20 protein-coding genes and 1 pseudogene are annotated in these 18,420 nt (G+C 38.2%); 19 read left to right on the forward strand and 2 right to left on the reverse strand.

The genetic code is table 11. The features are described 5' to 3' along the window. Positions 1 to 2: 2 nt before the first annotated feature. The 8 genes from nadA to KHA96_RS09720 all read left to right on the forward strand — a co-directional run bounded on the left by nadA (position 3) and on the right by KHA96_RS09720 (position 4,706). The gene (nadA, locus tag KHA96_RS09685; RefSeq protein ID WP_213129101.1) at positions 3 to 962 is read left to right on the forward strand and encodes a quinolinate synthase NadA; all 960 of its coding nucleotides are present in this window, start codon (positions 3 to 5) and stop codon (positions 960 to 962) included. A 284-nt stretch (positions 963 to 1,246) separates the two neighbouring features. Continuing rightward, positions 1,247 to 1,690: an aminoglycoside adenylyltransferase domain-containing protein gene (locus tag KHA96_RS09690; protein WP_213129102.1), complete on the forward strand. Its 444-nt coding sequence runs from the start codon at positions 1,247 to 1,249 to the stop codon at positions 1,688 to 1,690. An 89-nt stretch (positions 1,691 to 1,779) separates the two neighbouring features. Further along, positions 1,780 to 2,310, forward strand: a complete 531-nt coding sequence (sigY, locus tag KHA96_RS09695; RefSeq protein ID WP_213129103.1) for an RNA polymerase sigma factor SigY — start codon at positions 1,780 to 1,782, stop codon at positions 2,308 to 2,310. Beyond that, on the forward strand, positions 2,310 to 2,645 hold the full coding sequence (locus KHA96_RS09700; RefSeq protein WP_213129104.1) for a YxlC family protein: 336 nt from the start codon (positions 2,310 to 2,312) through the stop codon (positions 2,643 to 2,645). The genes sigY and KHA96_RS09700 overlap by 1 nt, the downstream gene beginning before the upstream one ends. Beyond that, entirely contained in the window at positions 2,635 to 2,844 is a 210-nt protein-coding gene (locus KHA96_RS09705) for a transcriptional regulator (RefSeq protein WP_213129105.1), read from the forward strand. Before KHA96_RS09700 ends, KHA96_RS09705 begins: the two co-directional genes overlap by 11 nt. Position 2,845: 1 nt before the next feature. Then, the gene (locus tag KHA96_RS09710) at positions 2,846 to 3,031 is read left to right on the forward strand and encodes a PLDc N-terminal domain-containing protein (protein ID WP_213129106.1); all 186 of its coding nucleotides are present in this window, start codon (positions 2,846 to 2,848) and stop codon (positions 3,029 to 3,031) included. A gap of 14 nt (positions 3,032 to 3,045) precedes the next feature. Further along, positions 3,046 to 3,933 carry an ABC transporter ATP-binding protein gene (locus KHA96_RS09715; RefSeq protein WP_213129107.1) on the forward strand — a complete coding sequence of 296 codons (888 nt, stop codon included), beginning with the start codon at positions 3,046 to 3,048 and terminating at the stop codon, positions 3,931 to 3,933. After that, complete coding sequence (locus KHA96_RS09720; RefSeq protein ID WP_213129108.1) at positions 3,930 to 4,706, forward strand: ABC transporter permease; 777 nt, start codon at positions 3,930 to 3,932, stop codon at positions 4,704 to 4,706. Before KHA96_RS09715 ends, KHA96_RS09720 begins: the two co-directional genes overlap by 4 nt. 170 nt (positions 4,707 to 4,876) lie before the next feature. Here KHA96_RS09720 and KHA96_RS09725 read toward each other — a convergent pair whose 3' ends face one another. Beyond that, positions 4,877 to 5,803 (reverse strand): aldo/keto reductase, encoded by a 927-nt coding sequence (locus tag KHA96_RS09725; RefSeq protein WP_213129109.1) that lies wholly within the window; start codon positions 5,801 to 5,803, stop codon positions 4,877 to 4,879. A 154-nt stretch (positions 5,804 to 5,957) separates the two neighbouring features. Between KHA96_RS09725 and KHA96_RS09730 the strand changes: the two genes are divergently transcribed. From KHA96_RS09730 to KHA96_RS09745, 4 genes are all read left to right on the forward strand, one after another. Next, positions 5,958 to 6,677 (forward strand): sulfite exporter TauE/SafE family protein, encoded by a 720-nt coding sequence (locus tag KHA96_RS09730; RefSeq protein WP_213129110.1) that lies wholly within the window; start codon positions 5,958 to 5,960, stop codon positions 6,675 to 6,677. Between the two features lie 19 nt (positions 6,678 to 6,696). Continuing rightward, positions 6,697 to 8,169 (forward strand): sulfatase family protein, encoded by a 1,473-nt coding sequence (locus KHA96_RS09735; RefSeq protein WP_213129111.1) that lies wholly within the window; start codon positions 6,697 to 6,699, stop codon positions 8,167 to 8,169. Positions 8,170 to 8,420: 251 nt separating this feature from the next. After that, positions 8,421 to 8,600, forward strand: a complete 180-nt coding sequence (locus KHA96_RS09740; RefSeq protein ID WP_249315438.1) for a GNAT family N-acetyltransferase — start codon at positions 8,421 to 8,423, stop codon at positions 8,598 to 8,600. Beyond that, positions 8,569 to 8,823 carry a hypothetical protein gene (locus KHA96_RS09745; RefSeq protein WP_213129113.1) on the forward strand — a complete coding sequence of 85 codons (255 nt, stop codon included), beginning with the start codon at positions 8,569 to 8,571 and terminating at the stop codon, positions 8,821 to 8,823. Before KHA96_RS09740 ends, KHA96_RS09745 begins: the two co-directional genes overlap by 32 nt. A 20-nt stretch (positions 8,824 to 8,843) precedes the next feature. Here the strand turns inward: KHA96_RS09745 and KHA96_RS09750 are convergent, their stop codons facing one another. Next, positions 8,844 to 10,358, reverse strand: coding sequence for an ATP-binding protein (locus tag KHA96_RS09750; RefSeq protein WP_213129114.1), 1,515 nt, complete (start codon positions 10,356 to 10,358; stop codon positions 8,844 to 8,846). A 199-nt stretch (positions 10,359 to 10,557) separates the two neighbouring features. Here KHA96_RS09750 and KHA96_RS09755 point away from each other — a divergent pair, with 199 nt between their 5' ends. From KHA96_RS09755 to KHA96_RS09785, 7 genes and pseudogenes are all read left to right on the forward strand, one after another. Continuing rightward, entirely contained in the window at positions 10,558 to 11,787 is a 1,230-nt protein-coding gene (locus KHA96_RS09755) for an MFS transporter (RefSeq protein ID WP_213129115.1), read from the forward strand. An 18-nt stretch (positions 11,788 to 11,805) separates the two neighbouring features. Beyond that, positions 11,806 to 12,726: a metallophosphoesterase family protein gene (locus KHA96_RS09760; protein WP_213129116.1), complete on the forward strand. Its 921-nt coding sequence runs from the start codon at positions 11,806 to 11,808 to the stop codon at positions 12,724 to 12,726. Positions 12,727 to 12,871: 145 nt separating this feature from the next. Continuing rightward, entirely contained in the window at positions 12,872 to 13,318 is a 447-nt protein-coding gene (locus tag KHA96_RS09765; protein ID WP_213129117.1) for a MarR family winged helix-turn-helix transcriptional regulator, read from the forward strand. 57 nt (positions 13,319 to 13,375) lie between these two features. After that, entirely contained in the window at positions 13,376 to 15,106 is a 1,731-nt protein-coding gene (locus tag KHA96_RS09770; RefSeq protein ID WP_213129118.1) for an ABC transporter ATP-binding protein, read from the forward strand. Continuing rightward, entirely contained in the window at positions 15,099 to 16,943 is a 1,845-nt protein-coding gene (locus KHA96_RS09775) for an ABC transporter ATP-binding protein (RefSeq protein WP_213129119.1), read from the forward strand. The genes KHA96_RS09770 and KHA96_RS09775 overlap by 8 nt, the downstream gene beginning before the upstream one ends. A 113-nt stretch (positions 16,944 to 17,056) precedes the next feature. Beyond that, the gene (locus KHA96_RS09780; protein WP_213129120.1) at positions 17,057 to 17,989 is read left to right on the forward strand and encodes an aldo/keto reductase; all 933 of its coding nucleotides are present in this window, start codon (positions 17,057 to 17,059) and stop codon (positions 17,987 to 17,989) included. Positions 17,990 to 18,243: 254 nt separating this feature from the next. Beyond that, a pseudogene (locus KHA96_RS09785) lies at positions 18,244 to 18,384 on the forward strand (transposase); the annotation flags it as partial. Positions 18,385 to 18,420 lie beyond the last annotated feature (36 nt).

An 18,420-nucleotide genomic window follows, 5' to 3' on the forward strand; every position in this document is an offset into this window, starting at 1 on the left:
AAATGACTGTTACAGAAATAAAAAACCGCTTAGTGGAGGAAATTCAAGAATGGAAGAAAAAGCGTAATGCCATTCTTCTTGCACACAATTACCAACTACCAGAAATTCAAGATATTGCAGATGTTTTAGGTGATTCTCTTGCTCTTGCTAGGGCTGCCGTGGATACCACAGCAGATACGATTGTGTTCTGCGGGGTTCACTTTATGGCAGAAACGGCAGCAATGTTGAACCCGGAAAAAACGGTGCTTCTTCCAGATCTTGAAGCGGGCTGCTCTTTAGCTGATTCTATCACAGCGGACCAACTTCGTGAGTGGAAAGCGGAGCATCCAGATGCCGTAGTCGTTGCTTATGTAAATACAACCGCAGAGGTAAAGGCAGAAAGTGATTATTGCTGTACTTCATCTAATGCAGTGGATATAGTTCGATCCATCCCGCCAGATAAAGAGATTTTATTTTTACCAGATATGTTCCTTGGAAACTTTGTGAAGAATGAAACAGGTCGTGAAAACATGTATATTTGGATGGGAGAATGCCACGTACACGCAGGAATTGCTCCATATCAAGTAGAGAATGTATTGACACAACATCCAGAAGCGGAATTGCTTGTCCACCCAGAATGTGGCTGTTCTACATCCAGCATGTATTTAAAATCTGAAGGTATTCTACCAAAAGATAAAACTCATATTCTATCAACAGGCAATATGTTAAAGCACTCTAAAGTGTCACAGGCGGATGAATTCATCGTTGCAACCGAAGTAGGGATCATTCATCAGATGGAAAAACAAAATCCCGAAAAGCGATTCGTCCCAGCTAATCCAGAAGCAGTTTGTCCTTTCATGAAAATGATCACGCTGGAAAAGGTTCTAGCAGCTCTAAAAGAAAATAAACATGTGATCACTGTCCCTGCCGATACTGCCGATCGGGCAAAGCTTGCCATTGAGCGTATGGTTTCTATTGGTTAATATGTGATACCGTTGGTTAGAAATAAAATAAGATAGGTGTAGGATGCACAGCTTTGTCCCTTTAGATATGATTATCTAAAGGGTTTTTTTGTTTTCAAAATATTAATAAAGAACAATTAACTGACTATCAGGAAAAGGAGTTACGAGAATTACATGATGAAATTCCTACCCGAAAAGGACATTGGACAAAACATTTAGAAGGCTCATATCCAATTGCCTCAGAATTCAAGACCTTAGAAAAATCGGATGCGAAATGGCTGTATATAGATCATGGTTGGAGAGAAATGCAGTGGGATGCCCATTGTAATAATTGTTGGGCAAGATGGTCTTTAAGAGAAAAGGGAATCACATTAATTGGGCCTGATCCAAAAAGTTTAGTGGATTCAATACCTAAAGAAAAAATGACGGGTGAAGCAAAAAAGTTACTAGTCAATATTGTTGAAGATACACATAGTTGGATGCCACCCGCAATCGCCTGGGGTCAAAGATATATTGTTACAACAGCCTGTAGAATGCTTTATACAATAAAAACTGGCGAAGTGACCTCTATAGCTCATTGTTTAGATTGGGCTGCTAAGAATTTAGATTCCCGTTGGTTAAGCCTGTTAAAACAAGTAAAGGAAGATAGAAAACTTGGATTTAACGAAAATACTAAACCACGGCCAGGAAGTTTGCAGAAGACCTATTCCTTTGTGAAATATGTTCAAAGTATAGGTTTGAAAAAGTAGTCATTAAAAAATATTCAAAAACAAATGAACGGTTCTAATAAATCTTTCGTCATATCAATAGAGCAAACAGAGAGGGGGTTCGTCTTTCGTTGGATCAGGTGGAAGAGAGAAAGTTAATTGTATTAGCGAAGAAAGGAAATGATGAGGCATTTACGATGCTTTTCCAAAACCATTACATGTTTTTATATAAATATTTAATTAAGCTCAGCCTCGATCCTAGCCTAACGGAAGATCTAACCCAGGAAACGATGCTAAAAGCGTATATCCATCTTACAAATTTTAAAGGCGAATCCAAATTTTCAACTTGGCTGATCTCCATTGCCTCACGCGTTTATATTGATCACCAACGAAAAGTAAAGCGGGAACGGAAACGTTTTGAGAAGGCAAGAGAGGATGTTCTTCGCAAAGTGAAGTGGGATGTTTCGATAAGTGGTCACGATTGGACCGACTATATGAGTCAGTTTGCTGAGCTAGATCCAGATATTCGTGCTCCCATTTTGCTAAGACATTATTATGGTTTTACATATCCCGAGATTGCATCAATGCTAAATATAAAAGAAGGAACGGTCAAGACACGTGTGCATAACGGTATAAAACGAATTCGAAAGGAGTGGTCGTGATGAAGAAAGATAACGAAGGTGAATGGCTGAACCGTTTTAAAAAGGATATGGATGTGTTGGATGATGTGTATGAACCAAAAGTACCTCAACAATTTCAAGTGTTGAATACTTTAAATGAATTTAAAGCTCGGCAAAAAAAGGCTTTTAAACGAGAATTGGTCACTTTTCTTGTCACGGCGTTCATTATATTAAGCTCCTATATCGTATTTTCACTTAAAATGCCACCTATTTTTTCTTGGGTTCAAGGTCTAGCTTTCGTCTTCTTGCCAACCATTTTAATTGCCGAAAGCCGGCGTAAAAAAAAGAGAAATGGGGTGGGGGGCAATGGATTCTGAACATTTGATTATCCTATTGTTTGCATCTCCAATTTTACTTGTCCAAAGTATATTGCTATTTATTGACGCCAAAAAAAAAGGAGCACTTGCTTGGCTATGGGGTATGTGGGGATTAATCCAATTTCCGCTTCCAACTATTTTTTATTATTTCATCGTAATACGACCTTATCGAAAAAAATTAAGAATGGAGGAACAATAATATGTCTATTCCATGGGAACTCATCGCACCACTAATCATTTTGCAACTAATTCTGATGGCCTTTGCAATCACGAGCTGTATTAAGGAAGAGACAAACGGTCCTAAGTGGTTATGGATTGTAATTATTGTCGGATTGAATATTGTGGGACCAGTTCTGTATTTTATCATCGGCAAGAAAAAATATTGATCGGAGAATGGAAAATGCTATTAAAAGTAGATAAATTATCTAAAAAGTATAAAGATCATCTAGCGGTTAAAGAATTGACATTAAACATTGAGCACAATCAATGTGTTGCGCTTCTAGGTCCGAATGGATCAGGAAAAACGACAACCTTGAGCATGCTATCTGGATTGTTAACTCCTACGTCTGGAAAAATAGTTTTTCAAGGTGGAACTACGATTAATCGACAAGAAATAGGATTTTTACCACAGTATCCGGCTTTTTTCTCTTGGATGACAGCAACAGAGTATTTACACTTTGCTGGGAAACTCTCCAATCTCTCTAAAAAAGAATTGCAGAATAAAAGCAATGAAATGCTTTCTTTTGTAGGATTGGAAGATGCCAAAAATAAGCGAATCGGGGGTTTCTCAGGAGGAATGAAACAAAGATTGGGACTCGCTCAAGCGATGCTCCATGATCCGAAACTTCTCATTTTGGATGAACCAGTATCCGCTCTTGATCCGTCAGGACGACGAGATGTTCTTCAAATGATGATGGAACTCAAAAAGAAAATGGCCATATTGTTTTCTACTCATGTTTTACATGATGCAGAACAAGTATGTGACCACATCATTATGCTGAAAGAAGGAACAGTGAAATGGGCTGGTTCTTTAGATGATTTGCGAAAAAGAAAAACAGAAGAGACATTTATCTTAGCTACCGAAGAAAAGCTTGAGGATTGGTTAAAATCGAAAACGTATATTAAGGAATTTATTTTAATTTCTCAAACGACGGCGGAAATAAAATTACATGAAGCAAGCAGAAACCGACTGCTGGAAGATTGTATAACGAATAACATGACAATCAACCGCTTTGAAATGAAAAATCATACATTAGAAGATGCATATATGGAGGTGGTGAATCAATGAGTACATTCATGACTTTATTAAATAAGGAATTATTAGAGGCGTGGAGAGATAAAAAGTTAATTTGGCTGCCAATCGTACTCAGTGTATTAGCTATTTCTCAGCCGATTAGTTCATATTATATGCCGCAAATTTTGGATATGGCGGGCAATCTGCCAGATGGAACTGTCATTCAAATTCCAATTCCAACGGGAGCTGAAGTGTTGGCGGGAACCTTATCACAGCTCGGAACAGTTGGTACTGCAATTTTCGTTCTAAGTGTGATGGGGAGTATTGTTCACGAAAGAAATAGCGGTGCATTGTCCTTAGTGATGGCGCGCCCTGTTCAAGCTTATCAATATATTGCCAGCAAATGGGCAGCAAATGCCATTATTCTAATATCTTCATTTATCATTGGCTATGGACTGTCATATTATTATACGAATCTTTTATTCGATGGAGTTGAGGTAAAGCGTTTCGCAGCAAGCTTAGGAGTGTATAGTATATGGATTCTATTCACACTAACAATCACGCTATTTGGCGGGACTCTATTTAAAAAAGTTGGCGGGGTTGCAGGAGTTAGCCTTTTAACTGTAGCTTCTATCGCCTTATTCGGATCACTTTTCCCTAAATTCATGGGATGGAGCCCTTCGAATGCATTGAACCATGCTAGCTCCTATTTAGAATCAGGTACATGGGGAGAGGCGTTTGGAATAATGATGTTTTCTAGCATCGCCATCATACTATGTATCTTTGCTTTAACCGTTTTTCTTTTTAAAAAATATGAAAGTTATTAAAGCGATTGTGCGGTTCAGCTATCACCTAATAGAGTGTCTGATAGAAACTCCTAATAGAAAGTTTAATACTCTATTATAGTCACGAAATTTCCAAAAGGAAATTCTTAAAAAAGAGTTCGCTTGTAGCTTAAACGGCTCCAAAGCGGACTCTTTTTGCATAAGTATTCATTTTAAGGAACAATATTCCCTGCAACCTTGTAAATCTGATACCATTCATCTCTTGTGAGTGAAATTTCAGAGCCTTTACAAGCATCACTTAAACGCTCTACATTTGTCGTTCCAAGTACAACTTGAATATTAGCGGGATGACGTGTAATCCATGCAGTCGCTATTGCCGTATTGGTCACTTCGTACTTCTCGGCAATTGTATCAATTACTTCATTTAATTCAGGGTAGTTTTCAGTATCACCTAAAAATGGTCCTTTAAAGAATCCAGTTTGATAAGGGGACCATGCTTGAATCGTAATATCATGCAGTCGGCTGTATTCTAGAATACTGCTATCGCGATTAATCGATTGGTCAATATTCATATTCAATGCTATACCTGAGTCAATCATAGGAGTATGTGCAATGCTAAGTTGAAGCTGGTTTACAACTAATTTATGAGAAACATATTTTTGCAGTAATTCGATCTGTAAAGGGTTATGATTCGAAACCCCAAAATACCTTACTTTCCCGCTATTATGCAGTTCATCAAAAGCTTCTGCTACTTCTTCAGGCTCCATTAACGGATCGGGGCGGTGAAGTAGTAAGATATCGAGATAATCCGTTTTTAAGCGCTGTAAAATACCATCAACCGATTGGAGGATATGCTCTTTTGAAAAATTAAAATAGTTGTCTTTCGTATTAATTCCACACTTGCTTTGTAAAATCATCTTTTCGCGGATGCTAGAATTCATTTGAATTGCATCGGCAAACAATTCCTCACATTTTCCGCCGCCGTAAATATCGGCATGATCAAAGAAATTGATACCTTCTTCCATCGCAGTACGGATTAAATTTTCAATTTCAGAAAGAGAAAGCTGTGTAATCCTCATATTCCCCATGATGATATTGGAAACGTTTAAACTAGTGTTCTTAATTGGAAAGTACTTCACGAAAAATCCCCCTTAAACTTGTTCTCCCTACTACTATAAGCCACAAGACGGACATTAGGTCAATTATTATGTACCGAAAATAGAAAAATTCATAATCGTCTACAATTTCAAAGTGGTATAATAAGGGACACAAGAAAGTAAAGAAGGTGCTCGTTTGGAAACAGTATTCATTTTTATCGTGATCATCTTAGTCGCTTCTATTTTGCAAACTAGCACAGGATTTGGCTTTTCTATATTGGCTACACCATTCCTTCTATTGATTTTTGACGCGAGGGAAGCCATTCAAATCAATCTTATTTTATCTTTAGTCATTTCGTGTGCGTTAATTTACAAGATTCGTAAGGATATTGATTTTGAGGCATTAAAACGATTAGTAATTGGAAGCGTTATCGGTCTTCCGCTTGGAATGGTTATCTTTTTATTATTGGATATGAATAAATTAAGGCTTGCTATTAGCATTATTATTCTTTTATTAACGTTATTATTGATTTTTAATGTGAGGATCAGGCAGACGAAAGGAAGAGATTTAACTGCTGGAAGCTTATCGGGACTCCTTACAACAAGTATTGGGATGCCGGGACCGCCTTTATTGCTATATTTTTCAGGAATAAATTCCAAGAAGGAAAAACTGCGGGCTACGACATTAGCATTTTATTTATTTATCTATTTCTTCAGTTTATTGATTCAAGCGACTTTTGCAGGAACGAATAAAACAATATGGATATCGAGTGGTTATGCATTGCCGTTTGTTGTCGGAGGTCTATATTTAGGGCAACTTTTATTCGCAAAAATAAATCAACATGTATTCCGAATATTTACGTATATCATCCTTCTTTTCACGGGTATTCATCTATTAGTGGAAAGTTTGAAATAGGAATATTGGAGGGAAAAAGATGAGACAAAAACTACCACATATCATTATTTTTAATCCGGATCAATGGCGAGGAGATGTGATGGGTCATCTAGGCAATCAAGCTGCTGTCACACCTAATCTTGATCGCTTAGTTGAAACGGAAGCGGTATCGTTTGAACGTGCCTTCTGCCAAAATCCAGTTTGTACACCGAGCCGCTGTTCATTTATGAGTGGTTGGTATCCACATATTAAAGGGAACCGGACTATTTTTCATATGATGCAGCCAGGAGATCCAGTTTTATTACGGACGTTGAAAAAGAAGGGGTATCACGTATGGTGGGGCGGTAAAAATGATTTGATTCCAAATGATGCTGATTTCTCCGAGTACTGTGATGAAAAATATGAACCGGAACCTCCCGAAACGAAGTCTACATATAATATGAATTGGCGCGGCGAATCCGATAGACCCGGCTACTATTCCTTTTTTGGTGGGAAGGTAGATGATGACCACGGTTTAAAAGGGTTTGCTGAAAATGATTGGGGATATATTTATGGTGCGATTGAGCGGATAAAAAATGCGCCAAAAGATAAGCCACTATGTATTTATCTGCCAATTTTGTATCCGCATCCGCCGTATGCAGTCGAGGAACCTTGGTTTAGCATGATTGATCGCAGCAAACTTCCAGAAAGAGTGAAGCCTCCTAAAGACTTTGAAGGAAAAGCAAGCATGTTGAAAGGAATTGCCGAAGTCCAAGATCTGGAATCGTGGCCAGAAGAGAACTGGGCTGAATTAAGAGCTACTTATTACGGAATGTGCGCCCGAGTAGATCACCAGTTTGGCCTTGTTATGGAAGCACTTAAAGAAGCAGGAATATATGATGATACTGCAGTCTTTTTCTTTTCTGATCATGGAGATTACACAGGTGATTTTAATTTAGCGGAGAAAAATCAAAACACCTTTGAAGATTGTTTAACGAATGTGCCGTTTATTGTAAAACCGCCTGCAAATATTCCGGTTGAGCCGGGCGTACGTGATGCACTCGTAGAATTAATTGATTTCCCGGCAACTGTCGAAGATTTATTAGGGATTGTGCCAGAGCATACTCATTTTGGTAAATCTTTGTTGCCTATCATTGCTGGAAACGTGACGGACCATCGGGATGCTGTATTTTCTGAGGGAGGTCGGCTACATGGTGAGACGCATTGTATGGAATTGGAAGCAACCGATCAACAGCAGCCAGGAGCCCTATATTATCCGCGGCTGAAATGGCAAAGAAGCGATGGGCCTGAGCATACGAAAGCCATTATGTGCAGAACGAAAGATTATAAATATGTTCAACGATTATATGAACAAGATGAATTGTATGATTTGAATGCCGATCCTCATGAAGTGAATAACCGAATAAACGATCCCGAGCTAGCAGATGTTTTAGCAGAAATGAAAGATCGTTTATTGACTTTCCATCTAGCAACTTCCGATGTAGTACGTCATAGACCAGATGCTAGATTTTAAAGGCTAACAGGCTTTAAATCAATGAAGAAATACTCAATCCACTGATTTTCCTATTAAGAGGAAGCATAGGTCCAGATTGTTTCTTGAAAATAAAACGTAAGAGGTAAATGATTACGAATCTAGTAATCCAAACGTTTGAAAAGGAAAATTAAATAAAAGCCCATCTCTTTCAATGTGAATATCTAGATAACGAAAGCTTCAACGTTTTTTTAAAAAGAGTCGAAAGTAATCCGGGCTTGTACCTCATTGCAATGGATGACGAGGAATTAGTTGGAGTGTGTTATGGAAGTCCTTCGAGAAAAGATGAACGAGCAATACATTTGCAAGGAATCGCAGTAAATTTAGATGTCAAAAAAGGATACGGCAGGAAGGGAATTGGCTCAAGATTGATTGAGGAATTTGAAAAAAACCATTCGATATTTAGGCGGTAAGAAAATTAATCTTGGTTCGGCAGATGACTTAAAAGTGGAGAAGTTTTATGTTGAAAATGGTTTCGAACCTTATGAATTAGTAGCTAAAAATGCTAACCATGAGGAATTCGAAAGAGTAAAAATCAGCGACTATATGATAGGTAAAAAAGTTCAAGAAGAATTGAGATTAAAGCATAATCCAGATGAAGTTATTTTTATTTTTGAAAAACAAATAGAAAAATAAGGAGTGGATGATTCCATTCCTTATTTTTCCGTACTATGCAGGGGTATGCTAATCTCCACTTTCGTCCCTTTGTTTAAGGTGCTTTCGATTGCAATAGTTCCTTTATGGGAATCTATAATCCTTTTACATACTGTTAATCCTAATCCAGACCCTTCTTCCTCCATCGTAAAGAATGGATTGAAAACTTGATCTAGTTTGTCTCTAGGAATGCCTTTTCCATTGTCAATTACTTGAATAACACAGCCATCTTGAATCTTTTCTAGCGCAATGGATAAATCGCCGCCTTGCTCCATAGCATGTAAAGAGTTTTTAGTGAGATTCAGCAATACTTGTTTTATTTGGTCTTTAACACACAATATCGGCAGCTCGTGTTTAGAATACTTTATGGATATTTCAACATTCATGTAATTGGCTTCCGATTGTATAATAGGTTTGATCTCACGTAAGATGTTGTTTGTATCGCAAACTTCAAACGTATAAGCTGTAGGGCGTCCGAGCAACAGCAATTCACTGACAATCGCATTGATTCGAGAAATTTCATTTTGAATAACATCATAGTAAAATTGAGCTTTTTGATCATGATTTTCTTCGCTTAATAACGAGATAAGTCCTTTTATTCCTGTTAGGGGGTTTCTGATTTCATGAGCTGTGCTGGCAGCCAACTTCCCTAACAACTCGATTTTTTGATGTTCAATTTGTGCTTTTTCTTTTTTTTCCTTTTTATGCAGTAAAAAGTAATGTATGAGTAAATATACTAAATTTAGGAGAACTATCATTATAACAAAATGATAAAAAAAGATTTTCCAATATGAACCCGCTTCTTTTTGTAGGACTTTTGCCGTTATTGTCCAAGGTAGTTGCGAAAGGTCAATACTATAAGAGGTGTAAAGTTCCCCCGGTATCGGTGTATCTGTTTTAATTACTGTTTTCTCGGATTCATCTGTAACAATGATAATTTCATCTTTTATTATACTTTGAATGGATTTTTTCAATTCATCTATTCTGATGCTGACAAGCAGCACGCCTTTTGTATTCGAATCTCCATTAATTGGAGTGGCTGCGGTTATGATGGATCTCTTCATAACTCTGCCGATATGTGTTTTCGAGAATGTCGTTTTTCCAGATTTTAATGATTCTTGAAAATAATCGCGATCACTAACATTAACATAATGATTTAAAGGATTAGAGCTTACAATTAGATCCCCTTTAGGATCAACTAAATAGAGACCCGAAAAACGATCATCTTTTTTATGTGTTTCCTTTAATATTTCATTAATACTGTCCAAGTCGTCATGTTGGGTATTGATTAATGTGGCCAACATTTCTAATCTTCCAACTGTTTCACCTATAAAATTATTTAAATTGGTAGAATGAATTTTGGCAATTTGGTGGGATTTACTTTGATATTTATCGTTAATTTTGTCTAATTCTTGCTCCGTTAAAATATAACTAATGATAATGGCTGGCAAAATTGTAATAAATACATAGATTGTCCCTTTTTTCACGTGTTGTCTAATGTTCCATTTCCGTAACAAAGGATCTTCCCCTTAAGCGTTATTATCCCATTCTATCATCTTTCGATAAGTAGTAGTATGGAAAGAAAAATTTGGTTCTATATTATTAAAAATAGCAGAATGACGCGATGCTAAATCGATGAATAATGGAGAATAAAACATATAGTTTGTCCATCATTAAGACAGTCAAAATCCAAATAGAGAGAAGGATATTAACATAATGCCAGAGCAGGTTTCGAAGAAAGGGCCAGTCATTACCATTGCCTTAATCACTGCAATCAGTTTATTAGGCAATGAAATGTTATTCATTGTACTTCCAATCTATTGGAAGTTCTTTGGATTAGAGTCATTATGGCAAGTGGGGGTACTACTTTCGATTAATCGTTTTGTAAGAATTCCAATTAATTCTGTCGTTGGCTGGTGCTATCATAAAATAAGTAAGAGATCGGGTGTTTTGCTCGCCATTATTCTCGCCGCTTTATCAACATATTCATATGGGGTATTAAAAGGTTTTTGGATTCTTTTGTTGATGCGCATATTATGGGGCATTGCATGGTCCTTTTTACGGCTTGGAGGATATTTAACTGTTATTTCAAGTAGTGAAAGCAAAACAAGAGGACAATTAATCGGATTATACAATGGGCTATGGGGATTAGGCACTTTGTTCGGAATGTTGATCGGCGGCTTATTAAGCGATTTGATCGGTATTATGTACATCACAACAGGGTTTGCAGCTTTGACTGTTTTGACTATACCGATGGCGATTAAATTTATTCCTAGTAGGTCGAATGCAGAATACTCCGAAGAGAAGCAAGCAGGTTCTATTATGGGAAGTGCTCAACATAGAAAAGTATTACTCAATGGACTATTTGTTGCATTCGTAGTGTATGGAGTGTTTTTTACTACAATTAGTAAATTAATAGAATTTCATATGGAAGGAAACATATCTGTTTTGGGAATGTCCATTGGTGCAGCGGCCATTGCGGGATTGATTCAATCGGTAAAAATGGGAATGGATCCTTTCTTAGCGCCAGCTATCGGAAAATGGTCTGATCTGAAATATGGGAGAATTCCGCTTTTAATGATAGCTTTATTAGGCGGAACCCTATTTCTGGCAAGCATTCCGTTTTTGGAGAATTATTTTCTATTATTTGTGATGGTTTTCGCTTTCCAAATGGTCTGTACCTTTTTGATTACGACGAGTGACTCTTTGGCTGCTGACTTAGCTAATGGACCACTATCAATTAAAACGATGACTTATTACACTTTATTTGTCGACCTTGGAGCAGCGGTGGGGCCGCTGCTAAGCTTCTTCGTTATAGATTTTATTGGTCTTCCTTGGTTGTATTGGTTTACAAGTTTGCTATTGTTCATGGCATTTCTCTTTTGGATGAAGGAGCAGCGAAGACAAAAGTCGGAGAATGCATCTTTGCAAAGGGCAGAAATTTAAATATGAGGGGGAACAACAATGCGAGAACAATTGAAGTTTAACGATGATGGTACATTTAAAATCCTTCAATTGACAGATTTACATATTGGTGGAGATATAGAAAATGCAGAGGATATAAAAACATTTCAGTTAATTGATGAGCTTATTGAAGCAGAAAGGCCTGATCTAATTGCCATTACGGGTGATTTAATATGGAGTGAAGGCGTGGACCATCCTGAAATATCGTATAGGAGAGTGCTTAATCATATCAATAAGTGGAATATTCCTTTTGCTGTTGTGTATGGAAACCATGATTCAGAAGCTAATATCACACGGACGGAGTTATTTTCTATTCAAAAGGATTATCCAAATTCTTTGGCTCAGGCAGGTCCGTCCAGTATACACGGTGTAGGTAATTACTCTCTCCCTATTCAATCAGCAAAGATTCCCAAAATGGAGGCTATCTTATATTTCTTGGATTCGGGTTCCTATGCCCCCAAAAATATGAGCGGATACGAATGGATACACCTTGATCAAATCAATTGGTTTGTTGAAGAATCTAATAAGTATGCAAGAGCAAACGAAAAGCGACTTCCGGCCTTAGCTTTTTTTCATATCCCATTACCCGAGTATAAAGATGTTTTTAGTGTAGGGAAAATATCAGGAATTAAGAACGAAGCGATTTGCTCACCTAATATTAATAGCGGTCTATTTGCTGCCATGCTTGAAGCAGGAGATGTGATGGGAACGTTTGTCGGCCATGATCACGACAATGATTTTTGCGGAGAACTGTTTGGGCTGTCATTATGCTACGGACGTGTTGGTGGATATAATGTGTATGGAGATTTGGAGCGCGGTGCACGGGTGATCCAATTATATGAAGGAAAACGTGAGTTTGATAGTTGGATTTTGTTAGGTGGAGGAAAAGTAGTTTCGTTGTACAGGCATAATGAAAAGTAGATGATTGATAAGCTTATGTAGGTGATACACAAAACCCACATAAGCTTGTCAACAAAGCAAATATAATCGTGTAAATCTTAGTGAGAAAACGCTTGCTTTTTATTTAGGATAGCTATATAATCTTTTTCAAATGAGGTGAATGTAAGTGGAAGAGACTGAAAATTTAGAACGTTTTATAGACGCGGTTCAATATGTGGGAAGAATGTTAAAGCGTAATGTACGGGATCAAGCATCCCCACAAGGAATTACGAAGACTCAGTGGTTTATTTTACGCCATCTTTGGAAAAAGGCGTGCACGATTGGGGAATTGGCTGAAAAATTGGAAGTTCGTTCTAGTTCGATGTCACAAATGATTGATCGAATGGAGCTTGCTGGGCTCGTGCAAAGGACGACGGATCCACAGGATGGTCGTACGAAGATTGTCATGTTGAGTGATGAAGGAAAAAAGCATTTAGAAACGATTTCAACTGCTGGTGTTGAATTGCTTTCGGATCCTTTTTCGAAGTTTAGTAAAGAAGAACAAAAAGTAGTAGTGGAGCTGTTAGAAAGATTTAAGGCAAACCTTTCAGCCGCATTTGAAGAAAAGAAGTAATGATCATTAATACTTAGGTTCGCTATATAAATAGAATGTTATTGGAGGGAAATAAATGTGAGAAAGCTAAGCCCTTATTTAAAGAAGCATTGGCTATTCGTGTTATTAGCCCCGCTTTTGATGGTGCTTGAGGTTTGTATGGATTTATTGCAGCCAAGGTTAATGGCGAGCATTATTGATGAAGGAATCATGGAAGGGAATTTATCACTTGTTCAGTCGACGGGAGCTTGGATGCTGCTTATTGCCTTTATTGGGCTTTTGGGCGGCGTCGGATGTACGTTTTTTGCGAGTTTTGCTTCCGTTTATTTTGCCGCAGACGTACGCGAAGATTTATATAAACGTGTTCAAACCTTTACCTTTAAACAATTAGATCGCTTTTCTGGAGGTCAGCTAGTCACAAGACTGACGAATGACGTAACACAGCTTCAATTATTTGTAGAAATGCTCTTAAAGATATTCGTTCGGGCTCCTTTGTTAATCATCGGAAGCACCATTATGGTCATTATTATTAGTCCGAAGCTTGCATTGATTTTAGTCGTGTCAATGCCGTTGCTTTTCACTGCATTATATTTGCTCATCCGCTATGCATTCCCAATGTTTTCAAAAGTGCAGGCAAGGCTTGATGGAGTCAATAATGTTTTGCAGGAAAATTTACGCGGGATGCGCCTAGTTAAAGCATTCGTCCGCGGAGATTTTGAACGTAAAAAATTTCATAAACAAAACAAAGAGTATACGGATTTCGCTGTAAAAGCATTTCGAATTATGGCATTGAATATGCCAGTTATGATGTTGATCATGAACTTATCGATTGTGGCCATCCTTTGGTTTGGTGCAGGGCAAACATGGGCTGGGCATCTCCCGGTAGGCGATCTCGTTGCTTTTATCAACTATGTCACCCAAGTTTTATTTTCTCTTTTAATGGTGGGGATGCTCATGATGTCTATTTCTCGGGCAAAAGCCTCTGCTGACCGTGTCAATGAAGTGTTGAATATAGAGCCGGAAAAGCAAACTCCGACAGCACAGCCACTAAAAAATGTTGAAGGTAATATTGAATTCAGAAATGTTTCTTTCGCCTATGAAGAAGACCAGGAACTTATTTTAAAGAATATTAGTTTTAATGCGAAACAAAGTGAAAGAGTTGCTATTTTGGGGGCAGCTGGTACAGGGAAGTCATCGCTTATTCACTTAATTCCGGGGCTTTATGAACCGACTGAGGGATCAGTCTTGCTTGATGGTAAAAATGTGTTGGATTTGCCATTTGAAGAACTGAGGAAACATATTGGTCTCGTGCTTCAGCAAACCATTTTATTTAGCGGAACCATCTATGAAAATATTAGTTTTGGAAAGCCGGACGCTTCGATGGAAGAAGTAATTGCTGCGGCGAAGGCAGCGCAAGCCCATGAATTTATTAGTAAAATGCCAAATGGCTACGATACTGTTTTAGGTCAACGCGGAGTCAATTTATCGGGAGGGCAAAAGCAAAGAATATCGATTGCTCGCGCTCTTTTATTAAAGCCTGCTGTTCTAATCCTTGACGATAGCACAAGTGCTGTAGACGTTAAAACGGAAATTGCTATTCAGAAGGCATTGCGGTCCGATTGGAGTGATAGTACATGTATTTTTATTGCCCAGCGCATTTCGTCTGTTGTAGATGCGGATCGCATTATCGTGATAGAGAACGGAGAAATTGTGGCAGAAGGAAAGCATGAACAATTGCTTTCAGAAAGCCGGATTTATCAAGAAATTTATGCATCTCAACAGCGAAAGGAGGAAATACTCCATGCCTAATTCTAAAGAAAGAACTCAAGCCTCAGGGCCACCTCCCGGTTTTCATCGTGGTCCTGGACGACATATGCCAACAGGTCCTGTTGTAAAAGCTAAAAATACAAAGGAAACATTGAAACGAATATGGCATTACTTAAGCAAGCAAAAGTCAGGCTTAATCGCAGTTACTATTTTTACAGCCATTAGTGCTGTCCTCATGCTGACGGGGCCTTATTTAATCGGGATCTCCATTGATAAGTATATTATTCCACGTAATTACAATGGACTTCTTTTGCTATGTCTTACTTTGCTTTTTGTATATGTTGGAAGTTCTGTTTTTTCGTGGCTTCAAATGCATGTGATGGCTGGAGTTTCCCAAAATACGGTCAGAGAGATGCGCCGAGATTTATTTGATAAACTACAGAAGCTCCCAATCCCTTATTTTGATAAAACAGCACACGGTGAATTGATGAGCAGGACGACGAATGATATGGATACTGTCTCGAATACACTCAATCAAAGCATGGCGCAATTTATTAACAGTGTGCTGACGCTAGTTGGAGTCGTCATTTTTATGCTTGTAATGGATGTATGGTTGACAATAATCAGTATGATCATCATTCCACTCGTTATTTTTATTACAAAAAATATAGCTAAGTTCACACGGAAATTTTTCAGCAATCAACAAAAAGAATTAGGCTCATTGAATGGTTTTATTGAAGAAACGGTCTCGGGGCAAAAAGTAATCAAGGTGTATCGCAGGGAAGCAAAAGCCCTAGAGGAGTTTCGTGAAAAGAATGTTGCTTTGCGGGATGTTGCTAAAAAAGCACAAATTTTTGCCGGTGTAATGGGGCCTTCCATGAACTTTGTGAATAACTTAAGCTTTGCGCTCATCGCGGGAATTGGCGGATGGTTGGCGCTTAATGAGATCGTAACAATCGGAATTGTAGTCGCATTTTTAAATTATTCAAGACAGTTTAGCAGGCCCATCAATGAGCTTGCGAACCAGTTTAATTTATTGCAGTCTGCAATCGCCGGAGCGGAACGGATTTTTGAAGTAATGGACGAGGTAGAAGAGGATGAAAAAGATGAAAAGTTACCTTCTCTTCCAGCCATTCAGCATTCCATCGAGTTTGAAAATGTTTCTTTTTCTTACTCGAAAGAAGATGAAGAGGTATTGCGAAGTATTTCTTTCTTTGCTGAAAAAGGGCAAAACGTTGCTCTTGTCGGTCCTACTGGTGCCGGAAAAACAACGATTGTTAACTTGCTTACCCGTTTTTATGATATTGATAATGGGAGCATTAAAGTAGATGGTACGGATATAAAAGTGTGGGATCGGAATAGCTTGCGCAAACGAATTGGGATCGTTTTGCAAGATGCCTTTTTGTTCAGTGGCTCTGTTATGGACAATATCCGCTATGGGCGTTTGGATGCAACCGATGAAGATGTGGTGAATGCAGCAATAATGGCGAATGCTGACAATTTTATTCGTAAGCTTCCTGAAGGGTACCAATCAAAATTATCGGCAGATGGAGGCAATTTAAGTCAAGGTCAGCGACAGCTTATTACAATTGCACGAGCCATATTGGCAGACCCGGATATATTAATTCTTGATGAAGCAACGAGCAGTATAGATACGAGAACCGAAAGACAAATTCAAGAAGCAATGAAAACATTGATGAAGGGGCGTACAAGTTTTGTTATTGCTCACAGGCTTAGTACGATCCGCGAAGCTGATATGATTCTCGTTATTAAGGATGGCGAAATATTCGAACGAGGCAACCACGATCAACTTATGGAGCAAAAAGGATTTTATTATGAGCTGCAGATGAACGCGGGCGCCGCTCTGAAGGCAGTATAAATGACGAAAATTCCTGGAAGGAATTGAAATATATACGAGTTCTTTAAAGGAATCTGCGTATCATTGTAGAACCTCATATAGATGGGAAATATTATTAGAAGGAGTGAATACATATGTCTCAAAAAGTGCGTCTTGGAAAAACAGATTTATATGTGAATCCGATCGGGCTCGGTACAAATGCAGTTGGAGCAGCGCGACTAAATCCGGATTTAGATGGCGAGCTTGGAAGAAATATTATTAGAACGGCTATAGAAAGTGGTTTAGATTTTCTCGATACCGCTTTTATATATGGTCCTAGAAGATCGGAAGAAATTATCGGAGAAGTGTTAAAAGAATCGGGTGCTCGTAGTAAGATGATAATTGCAACAAAAGGTGCACATCGATTCGAAGGGGAGGATGTAGTTGTTGATAATTCTCCCAACTTTTTGAGAAGGTCTGTTGAAGATAGTTTAAACAGACTGCAAACCGATTATATTGATTTGTATTACATTCATTTTCCAGATGAAGATACGCCTAAAGCAGAGGCGGTTGGTGTTTTAAAAGAGCTTAAAGATCAAGGGAAAATTCGTGCGATTGGCGTGTCTAATTTCTCCATGGACCAGTTAAAAGAAGCAAATGTCAACGGCTATGTTGATGTGTATCAAGGAGAATACAATTTATTAAATCGATCCGCAGAAAAAGAATTTTTCCCGTATATGATGGAAAAGAATATTTCGTTTGTACCTTATTTCCCACTTGCTTCCGGTTTGCTTACTGGAAAATTTAATAAAAATTCCGAAATAACAGATGCACGTTCAAGAAAGCCGCACTTCCAAGGAGATGCCTTTATTCAAAATCTAGAGAAGGTCGAGCAACTTAGAAAAATAGCGGACGCGAAGGGTGTGGATATTGCCCATATCGTATTGGCATGGTACTTAACAAGAGATGCTGTTGACACAGTCATTCCAGGAGCTAAAAGACCTGAGCAAGTCTTAAATAATCTTAAAACGTTGGAAGTAAATTTAACTGATGCTGAAATTCAGGAGATTGACAGCATTTATAGTTAAAAGGAGTCGGCTGCAATATCATTTTAAAAACTCGACCTAATGACGTGGTCGAGTTTTTTGCCGTAAAAGAAATATAAAAATCTCTTTTATCATGTAGCCGAGAACACCTGTGATTTCAATCATGAGATGAATCGGCTTCGAATCGGGCGTGATTTCATATCACGTTAACGATTCGACATATGCCAAAATACAGATTGCATATAGGCCCTGGATAATCGTAACTCAATCACAAAAAGGTGCTAACATATGGTACATTGATATTTAAAGAGTTCCCTGAGTTAAAAGGGAAACTCTGGGGTGGTCATCTCTGGAACCCTTCTTATTTTGTCGCAACCGCTAGCGAACAGACAAAGACCCAGATTCGGCAGTACATTCAAAATCAGAAGGGGAGGTGAGCATCCTTTGATCGTGAACAGAGCCTATAAGTTCAG

The sequence above is a fragment of the Bacillus sp. FJAT-49711 genome (genome assembly GCF_018343715.1).
Taxonomy (GTDB): Bacteria; Bacillota; Bacilli; order Bacillales; family Bacillaceae_C; genus Lederbergia.